This window comes from Corynebacterium sp. HMSC076C10 (assembly GCF_001812455.1).
GTDB classification, from domain to species: domain Bacteria; phylum Actinomycetota; class Actinomycetes; order Mycobacteriales; family Mycobacteriaceae; genus Corynebacterium; species Corynebacterium jeikeium_D.
The window spans coordinates 1-681 of record NZ_KV809099.1; the positions used below are offsets into that span (position 1 = coordinate 1).

The 681-nt window shown below is 54.9% G+C and carries 1 rRNA gene; it reads left to right on the plus strand.

The window, feature by feature from the left end:
• Nucleotides 1-681 (plus strand): 23S ribosomal RNA (locus HMPREF2857_RS03150); the annotation flags it as partial.

Consider the following 681-nt stretch of genomic DNA (forward strand, 5'->3'; position numbering starts at 1 on the left):
TTTGCGGGTCGAAGCGGAGAATTTAAGCCCCAGTAAACGGCGGTGGTAACTATAACCATCCTAAGGTAGCGAAATTCCTTGTCGGGTAAGTTCCGACCTGCACGAATGGCGTAACGACTTCCCTGCTGTCTCAACCACAGACCCGGCGAAATTGCAGTACGAGTAAAGATGCTCGTTACGCGCGGCAGGACGAAAAGACCCCGGGACCTTCACTATAGCTTGGTATTGGTGTTCGGTTCGGTTTGTGTAGGATAGGTGGGAGACTGTGATGCCTCAACGCCAGTTGGGGTGGAGTCGTTGTTGAAATACCACTCTGATCGTATTGGACATCTCAACCTCGGCCCGTGATCCGGGTTAGGGACAGTGCCTGGTGGGTAGTTTAACTGGGGCGGTTGCCTCCCAAAGAGTAACGGAGGCGCCCAAAGGTTCCCTCAGCCTGGTTGGCAATCAGGTGTTGAGTGTAAGTGCACAAGGGAGCTTGACTGTGAGACTGACAGGTCGAGCAGGTAGGAAACTAGGGACTAGTGATCCGGCACCGGCTTGTGGAAGCGGTGTCGCTCAACGGATAAAAGGTACCCCGGGGATAACAGGCTGATCTTCCCCAAGAGTCCATATCGACGGGATGGTTTGGCACCTCGATGTCGGCTCGTCGCATCCTGGGGCTGGAGTAGGTCCCAAGGG